This window comes from Priestia sp. 179-F W1.4 NHS (genome assembly GCF_045369295.1).
GTDB classification, from domain to species: Bacteria; Bacillota; Bacilli; order Bacillales; family Bacillaceae_H; genus Priestia; species Priestia zanthoxyli.
Genome location: NZ_JBIQFF010000033.1, coordinates 1 through 7,882, shown reverse-complemented (window position 1 = coordinate 7,882; position 7,882 = coordinate 1). Strand labels below are relative to the sequence as shown.

Here is a 7,882-nt window from a genome sequence, read left to right as displayed (position 1 = left end):
CCCGTTGGTCAAGCGGTTAAGACACCGCCCTTTCACGGCGGTAACACGGGTTCGAATCCCGTACGGGTCATCAAAAAAGCAGTTTGCATTTGCAAACTGCTTTTTTATTTCTATTAAATAAAATTAGGAGGAGATTGAATAAGAAAAGCGAAATAAGCTGTGGTAGCTTCTGCCGTAAGTTTAGTTATTTAGTTAGCGATTCCATTAGCTCTACCGAATTTAGGAGGTTCTTCTGGATCAGCAGAAGCTGCTGATGTTGAAGGAGACGTAACGGAAAAAGCGTTCTTTGAATCTGCTCAATAGTACAATGTGATGGTACGGGGTCTTTAGAGGATGATTCGAACAAACAGGTGATGACCAAAAAACGGTCAACTTTCATAGACCTTAACCGAATGGACTCTTCTGTAACGAGAAACAATGTTTAAAGATCTCCACCATTTTATGTACTAATAACTTAAAACCTTAAATAAAATATTCTCCTTAATATAAATGCCTTTATAAAAGTTGTGCTAATCTCTTTTCTTAATTGCTGAAAATTTGTATCTAATCCCCCCATTGTGTGTAAAACAAAAGTTAAATTCCTTACAGAGCGTTTCTCTGCACGTTAAAGACATATAATTTAATGTTTTTTATTAATAAATGCTGTAATTAAATAATCTCTGCATAAATTTAGACCTTTCTTCTTATCACATTAATTTAATAGGGAATATAATATCAATTTCCTATGTATTGTTCATGACATAGTTATTTGGCTAATGTTTAAATCACTAAGGAAATACTTCTATACATTTAATAAATATATAAAAGGAAAGTTCGTAAAAGTATACTTTTACGAACTTTCCTTTTATATAAGAAATCTACTGTTTTTATCGTTCGTTTAAGTAAGAAAAGTAATTACGAACGTTCTCTTTATCTAATACACTTTTACGAACGTTTTTGGTAGAATAAAAAGAAGATAGACACAAAAGGGAGTATAAAAATGGAAAATAGAAAATTTGGATATATCCGTGTAAGCAGCCGAGATCAAAATGAAGGACGACAACTTCAGTCCATGGAAGAAGTGGGCATTTCTCCTCGAGATATTTTCATGGATAAACAAAGTGGAAAGAATTTCAATCGAGAACAGTACCAATTACTAAAACGAATGATTCGTAAAGGAGATATTCTTTACATTCATTCACTAGATCGTTTTGGTCGTAACAAAGAAGAAATTTTACAAGAGTGGAATGCTATTACGAAAGAAATTGAGGCAGACATTGTTGTCTTGGATATGCCTTTGCTGGATACGACTCAGTATAAGGATAGTTTGGGAACCTTTATTGCAGATTTGGTTCTTCAAATTTTGTCCTGGATGGCGCAAGAAGAACGAGATCGTATTCGTAAACGCCAGCGAGAAGGAATTAATGCTGCGCTGAAGAGTGGTATATCTTTTGGCCGTCCTAAAGCCCAAGTTAGCCAAGATTTTATTGAGGCTTATAACCGTTGGAAACGAAATGAAATTACAGCCGTACAGGCAATGAAGGAAGCGAATGTAAAAAAGACAACGTTTTATAAATTAGTAAAACAACATGAGGATGCAATGAATATGTAAACTGTTTAAGCTAGTTTATGTTTTACCTTTAGAGCTTTGAAATAAATATTATTCTTTGTGTCAAGTTATCTTTTATTCCACATTCTTCTATATACTAATTTATCTATTAATCTCGTATTAAAACAATGAAAAAAGGAAACACTATTTTTAAAAGAGAAATGATAAAGGGGTTAATCGTTTATGGAAAATAATATATCCAACGAAATGAGTCAAATTGAAAAAAATATATCTGATGAAATATTAGCTGAATTGTTTTTAAGTCAAGTAACGAAACAATTCAAAAGAGGTAAAATTCTTGAAGAGATTGATCAGTCCTTAAAGAATAAAGACAAAGAAGCTTTTTTGCGTTTAACGGATGAACTAAAATTTGTATCTTAGTAAATAATTAGAAATAGGAAGTCATTATATAAACAAACCAGACTGAGTATCTTTCATAAGAGGTTAAGAACACAATTATTATGGTTTAGCTTCAATATAAATGGGATAATGAGCAGGAGAATATATTTCTATTAAGATTAGTAAATAAGCAAGCATGCAGCAGATCATAATTGCTCCTGTTACTAAAGCGCAACGAAGAAATTTCTTCATTATTTTATGTCTTTGAAACTTATTAAAGTTAAGAATGTTACTCATAAAATCCTCCCTTTCCGGATTGATGGAGACATATTGTAAAAAGAAGATAAAACTATCTTCCTTAAAGATCAAAGGAATAGTTTTATCTTTTAATGTAACACGATCATACGTACTAAGAAATAGTAAGTTGTGAGATGAAGGAGATAATATGTTATAAAAAGTAAACTTATACAAATGAAATAATAAATGCAGCTTTTCGCTAGTTATATAAGCTGGCGATTTTTGCATTTTGAGAATGGAAAGTTGCCTAAGGTTACCCTACCTACTATTAATGTAGTCTTCTTTATTCCTCAAGCTATTGAACGCGAGTTTTTATGGTTTGCAAAGTAGCTATATTATTTTGGACTGTTAAATTTAATTCATAGTATCCTCTCTCGCTGGATATACATGCATAGTCCCCTGAACATCCAGTTACAAAAAACGAGGTATTAGGAAAGTTAGGATTGATTGTAACTGAGTTAGCAAAAAATTTATGTGCATGATGAGTGAAAATCGCTAAAATTTTGTTCCTTACGTTAGAGGGTATAGCATTAAAAAACATGTTTGTCTGCATTTGAGTCATAACATGATCACCATGTATTTCCGTAGTTATACCTGGAACTCTCAAAGGCCAATGAAAATCAATAATGTAATAATAGTTAGGATCTAAGTTACTTAGCAAGTTTAAGCTATCCTGGCTAAATACCCCGCCTCGACCATTATCTAACCAAACATGACGCACCAACCCTTGTGTTCCAGGAATAACTCTATAGCCAGTTAAATAACGATTGATGTACTGTCGAAATAAAGCTCTACTGTTATTTCTGTTAGTAGCCTCCCAGTTTCCTATAGAAGATCTGAAGGGAATTGATCCTAAAACATTATTTAAAATATTAGTGAACTGTTGGTAATATGTTTCAGCTACTTGTATTGAAGAAGCACCTAAAGCGTGTACATCATCTCCACCAAATATAATATATCGTTTATTACCATTGTTCACTACTCTTTGCAAAAGGGTATTAAACATACTTTGACTGTTTAAAAAACCTACATGACTATCACCTACAACTGCTAAATTAACTGTAGTAGCTAGTGGGAGTCCTGGTTGATTTTGAACGCAGTCATTTTCTCTTTTACCTTTATCGTTCTTAATTATTTTTACCACCCTTTCTGTCTATTGTTCTTGATATATTATTCATTAGATCAAGGAATGCTTGTACGATGATAAAAATGCTTCTTTATTTAAGAGAAGTAAAATAATAAATATTTTCTTTTTAAGCATGTCCAAACTCTTTTTGATTGGTAGCATATTCTGTTAATATAAATACCTTTTTAAAAAGGGGAACATAACATTGCTAACGAATAGTAAACAAAATTTAGAGAAATCTATTCAAAAAAATCAAGATAAAGAGTTCTTACAATACCTTCCACTACAAATTTATAGAGAAATAGCTTTTGCAGTCCCTATCCCCCAAGGCATCTCTGACTTACCACCAACTATTTTCTTTGATATTTCCAAGCAGTTTACTCCAGACCAGGTACAAAAAATTCAAGACACTATTAAAGGTGTATTATTTAACTGGTCGTTGCATCTAACACAAAAATGGAACAATGGATTTAATAATGGTGTATCACAATTGGCTGATTGCACGAACACATATGCGGTGAAAAACTTACAGCCTTTACGTTATTTTGGTGTTAATGTTACAGACGGAAAACAGGCCACAGATTTAGCTATGGAACAATTGACAGAAGTCATTAAAGACAATGGGCTTCGTCGATCCCAAAGAGCTAGGATAGATTGGATATACACCCCTTCTCCTATAACAATACAATTACCACCGACAGTCACTAAGACTCAAACGCCGTTATCTATGATTGTTAATGTATATCAACTCCAACAACCGAATGTAACTGCCGGCCTGCTTATAGGCTCTATGTTTCATGCTTGGCTCCATAGGGGCGGTTACGACGACCCTAAAGTTACAAATTATTTTATTTCTGAATGTCCAATGTGCGTTATGAGAAGTTATCAACCCAAAAAGCCCGATGTACCCGATAGTTTGTTCTATAAATATTTTAATTAAATCAACTAGTTTAAAAGTAGTGCATGATATATACAAAACGAAAGATTATAAACCAAACTATTAGCACTTAAAGAATGTTTAAAAAGGATTTTTTCCCTATAATTTCACTTTTGTATTTAATATTTTTTACAACTAGTACAATTCAATTCACTATTTAATATAGTAGGTCATAAAAAAGGAGAATTCTGTTGAACCTAAAAGAAATTAAGGGATCATACGATGTAATTGTTAGCTTAGGCAGTGCTTGTAATCCTGCAATGGAATTAAAACGCTTAAATTTAAGGACATTCTCTGGACCACTAGACTGGAGTGTATCTCTATCACTTTCTGATGTTAATAGGTTACTGAAAAATAAATTCAGCAATTTTATGGAACTTGAAAACATGTAACTAACTGATGGAGCGTTTGCATTTGTCGATGATGGGGTCTTAATTGAAGGGGTGCAATCTTATTTAATAGAGGATACTCATTATAATATTATTTCAGTCCACGATTTCCCAATCATTCCACATCAACATTGGAGTGCCACATACACCTCCTATAAAGAAAAACTTACAAATCGAATTAATCGTTTTATAGAAAAAATCACAACCTCTGAATCTGTTTTATTTATTAGATGGGCTGCTACCTATGAGCAATCTTTAGAATTACAAGCAATTTTAGAACAGATTGTTAAAGGTAATTTTAATATTCTTATTCTATGCCCTGAAGAAGGATTCAAGGGTGTAAGTGAAATTAATTGGGGAATTGATAAAGTATGTGCAGTCAAAGTACCGAGACTCCCTAATGACCTGGAAACATAGAATTATGTTTTAGAAGGTATAACATTAAGTTCTAGAAAACAATAAAATGAAAGCATAAGAAGAGTTTCAAAATAAGAGAAGCAACCTCATACCTAATGGCATTGGAGAGAGGTTGCTTTTTTATGATTCACATTCGTCGAAGAATGAATAACACAGCAAGTAAATAATAATGTTATTTTTACATAATGTAACATAAAAAAATAATATTACAATAAATACTGTGTTTTTAAGTATGAGCATATGAATAAAAGGTGCGCTTTTTATTCATCGAATATGTTGGTCCTCCTAATGAAAAGCCTAACAAATCAACGATGTATAAAAAGCTGCATAACTCATAAATGAGACCTCTTTCGAACCCTTACTCCCAGAAGGGTTCTCTTTTTTGATGTGTTCCGGAAAGAGTGATTATGTCAACTAAGGTTGTATATAATATACATAGTGATTAGAAGTTATATTATTGATAAAATGGTATAAAATCCAACGTTGAGGTATTCTACATGTATTTATTTGAACATGAACAAAAAGGAAAAAAGTTAATTCGTAACTCATACTTATCCGTTTTTATTCTTTCTCTATTGCTAGGTTTGTACCTTTTTTTTACAGATTACGGATTAGGGATGCAATTTATTACGAGAGGAACAATCTCTGTGTTGTTTCATATTGTTGTTTTTTATTTTGCTATAAAAAACAAACAATGGGCCTTATTCTTCATTAAAGTTAATGTATTATTGCTAATTATTATGTTGATTGTGGCTATTATTGCTCTAATGTTTGGTCGTTAAGAGTACCGAGAATTCACATTATGTTAACTAAATCTGTATATGATATACAGCCTAAAAATAGAAAAAACTCCTGCTATTGACCAGGAGTTTTTTCAGTAACCTATCAAGGTATTAAAAGTAATAGCTCACGTATCTTGAGTAGTTTGCACAAGATATAAAAATTTATTCGTAGTAGTCCAGGTACTTAATAAGAAGTAAATTCATATATTACATTTACCACATTAATATCTCTAAAAGGATGAATAGCATGCCAATACTGATTGCAAATGTTTGTATTCCAAATGTTACTGGGGGAATTGTGACTTTTGGGGATACTTATTATGTTTCACCAAAAAGTAATACTAAGTCAGCATCTGGTGCTGGAGGCGGTAATACTGGGATTTTTGTTAATACAAATTCTGGAGTTTCAGGAACCAATACTGTAGATCCTGATGTTTCTGATCAAAATAGTACAGGAAATATTTAAAAGCTCTAATCTTATAGGATAGAGCTTTTTTTTCCGATAAAACGTTTTATGTTAACTAAAAGTGAGCATATATGTGCAGCTGTGGAAAACATCGTGTTCAAAAGAATGAACACGATGTTTTAATGTTTTTTTCAATTTGTATCTTTTAATCTCATAACTTTTCCGTCTGCACTTAGTTCTACTTCGTATCTAATTTTAGAAATGTCTTTCCATTCACCTCTTCCAAAGAATTGAGGATTTAATAGGAATACGCCTGTTTCTTTTTTTATTAGAATATTCTTTTTGGTTAACTGATTAACTGCATTAGTTACTGATTGTTGTTTAATCCCTAAATTCTCAGCTACAATTCGTTTATATCCTGAGTTAATGATGATAAATTGTCCTTTATTTGCATAAGTTACGCCTTTAATAAGCTCATATAATACCTTGCTTATCCATCCTTGTATTTCTGCTAACACAATAATGTTGTCTAAATATACTTTTATATAATCTGGTTCTTTTCCATAGTTAAAAGAAACACTCGTTGTTTCTTCCGTTGTTTCTACTTTTGATATCTTAGCCACATTAACCACCTCTATCATTTTTTACCATTTAATATGTTTTTATCTTAACTTATATTTAAGTTATTATCAACTCTTTATAGGAGTTAAAATGAACTCTTTTATAGTGTTATTTCTAACTCTTGATTTTTTCGAAAAAACAACTCTTTAAAACAGTTATTATCAATTCTTTATAGGAGTTAAAAATAACCCTTATAGGAGTTAAAATAAACTCGTATATGAGTTATTTTTAACTTTTTAAAAACCCTTATAAACCTTTATATAACAAGGTTTATAGCAATATATATAAATCTTTTTTCTTCTTTTATTTTTATTATGTATTTCGTTTTACAAAATAAAAAAGCCTTAAAACAATTAGTTATAAGGCCTTTTTACTTCTTATAAGTCATCTTCTGTTAATTAACTTTGTAGGTGATATACAGCAAAAAAACAAAAAAAGCTACCAGCTCAAGAGTAACTTTTTTTGTTTATTGAAAGGTAGTCGTAAAGTGATGATACAATTCATCTTGAATAGTTTGCTCAAGATGCAGCATAGTATGTATGTTTAATTATTGTTATTGAACTTTTTAGTTATTCGTCTTTCTAAATCCTCTAAAGCGTTTCGTAACCAAAGAGTTTGAGCAAACGCTGCTAACATAGATACAAAACCCATAATTAAGATAAAGCTCAGCTTATTATTTATTTTTTGATACATATTAGTTTTAAGCCACCTTTAGCGTTTTACATAGTATTCTCTTCGATGGTTTTTTTATTGTGAAGGTTCCTGAAAATGGTTTTATGTTAACTAAGGCTGTATACCATATACAGCTTGAAAACAGAAAAAACTACTAGCCCATTAAGGACCAATAGTTTTTTCATGACATAAGTTAGTTGTGATGTTTTTATACATCTTGTGTAGTTTGCCCTATGTAAATAAATGCATTCACAGAAAGTAGTCTCTGTGAATGCATTTATTTACATAGGAATCATTTTATCTTTTAT

General features: G+C 31.3%; 7 protein-coding genes, 1 tRNA gene and 1 pseudogene. 7 read left to right on the top strand and 2 right to left on the bottom strand.

Annotation, left to right across the window (positions count from 1 at the left end):
* The 3 genes from ACH0CI_RS27665 (at position 1) to ACH0CI_RS27655 (ending at position 1,969) form a co-directional block, all read left to right on the top strand.
* Positions 1 to 70, top strand: a tRNA-Glu gene (locus tag ACH0CI_RS27665).
* 909 nt (positions 71 to 979) lie between these two features.
* Entirely contained in the window at positions 980 to 1,591 is a 612-nt protein-coding gene (locus tag ACH0CI_RS27660; RefSeq protein WP_014462076.1) for a recombinase family protein, read from the top strand.
* Between the two features lie 180 nt (positions 1,592 to 1,771).
* Positions 1,772 to 1,969, top strand: a complete 198-nt coding sequence (locus ACH0CI_RS27655) for an IDEAL domain-containing protein (protein WP_014462077.1) — start codon at positions 1,772 to 1,774, stop codon at positions 1,967 to 1,969.
* 550 nt (positions 1,970 to 2,519) lie between these two features.
* Here the strand turns inward: ACH0CI_RS27655 and ACH0CI_RS27650 are convergent.
* The gene (locus ACH0CI_RS27650; RefSeq protein WP_014462079.1) at positions 2,520 to 3,368 is read right to left on the bottom strand and encodes a hypothetical protein; all 849 of its coding nucleotides are present in this window, start codon (positions 3,366 to 3,368) and stop codon (positions 2,520 to 2,522) included.
* A gap of 187 nt (positions 3,369 to 3,555) precedes the next feature.
* On the opposite strand from ACH0CI_RS27650, the gene ACH0CI_RS27645 reads away from it, so the two are divergent.
* The 4 genes and pseudogenes from ACH0CI_RS27645 (at position 3,556) to ACH0CI_RS27630 (ending at position 6,341) form a co-directional block, all read left to right on the top strand.
* Positions 3,556 to 4,290 carry a hypothetical protein gene (locus tag ACH0CI_RS27645; protein ID WP_098113506.1) on the top strand — a complete coding sequence of 245 codons (735 nt, stop codon included), beginning with the start codon at positions 3,556 to 3,558 and terminating at the stop codon, positions 4,288 to 4,290.
* Positions 4,291 to 4,478: 188 nt separating this feature from the next.
* Positions 4,479 to 5,093 (top strand): annotated as a pseudogene (locus ACH0CI_RS27640) (DUF1796 family putative cysteine peptidase).
* Between the two features lie 497 nt (positions 5,094 to 5,590).
* Complete coding sequence (locus ACH0CI_RS27635; protein ID WP_406902608.1) at positions 5,591 to 5,875, top strand: hypothetical protein; 285 nt, start codon at positions 5,591 to 5,593, stop codon at positions 5,873 to 5,875.
* A gap of 247 nt (positions 5,876 to 6,122) precedes the next feature.
* Positions 6,123 to 6,341 carry a spore germination protein gene (locus ACH0CI_RS27630; RefSeq protein ID WP_406902607.1) on the top strand — a complete coding sequence of 73 codons (219 nt, stop codon included), beginning with the start codon at positions 6,123 to 6,125 and terminating at the stop codon, positions 6,339 to 6,341.
* 131 nt (positions 6,342 to 6,472) lie between these two features.
* Here the strand turns inward: ACH0CI_RS27630 and ACH0CI_RS27625 are convergent, their stop codons facing one another.
* Entirely contained in the window at positions 6,473 to 6,904 is a 432-nt protein-coding gene (locus tag ACH0CI_RS27625; RefSeq protein WP_406902606.1) for a replication/maintenance protein RepL, read from the bottom strand.
* Between the last annotated feature and the right edge of the window lie 978 nt (positions 6,905 to 7,882).

Bases quoted from the DNA above. Each gene is read 5' to 3' on its own strand.
- ACH0CI_RS27660 (WP_014462076.1), top strand. From the start codon at position 980: ATGGAAAATAGAAAATTTGGATATATCCGTGTAAGCAGCCGAGATCAA.
- ACH0CI_RS27655 (WP_014462077.1), top strand. From the start codon at position 1,772: ATGGAAAATAATATATCCAACGAAATGAGTCAAATTGAAAAAAATATA.
- ACH0CI_RS27635 (WP_406902608.1), top strand. From the start codon at position 5,591: ATGTATTTATTTGAACATGAACAAAAAGGAAAAAAGTTAATTCGTAAC.
- ACH0CI_RS27630 (WP_406902607.1), top strand. From the start codon at position 6,123: ATGCCAATACTGATTGCAAATGTTTGTATTCCAAATGTTACTGGGGGA.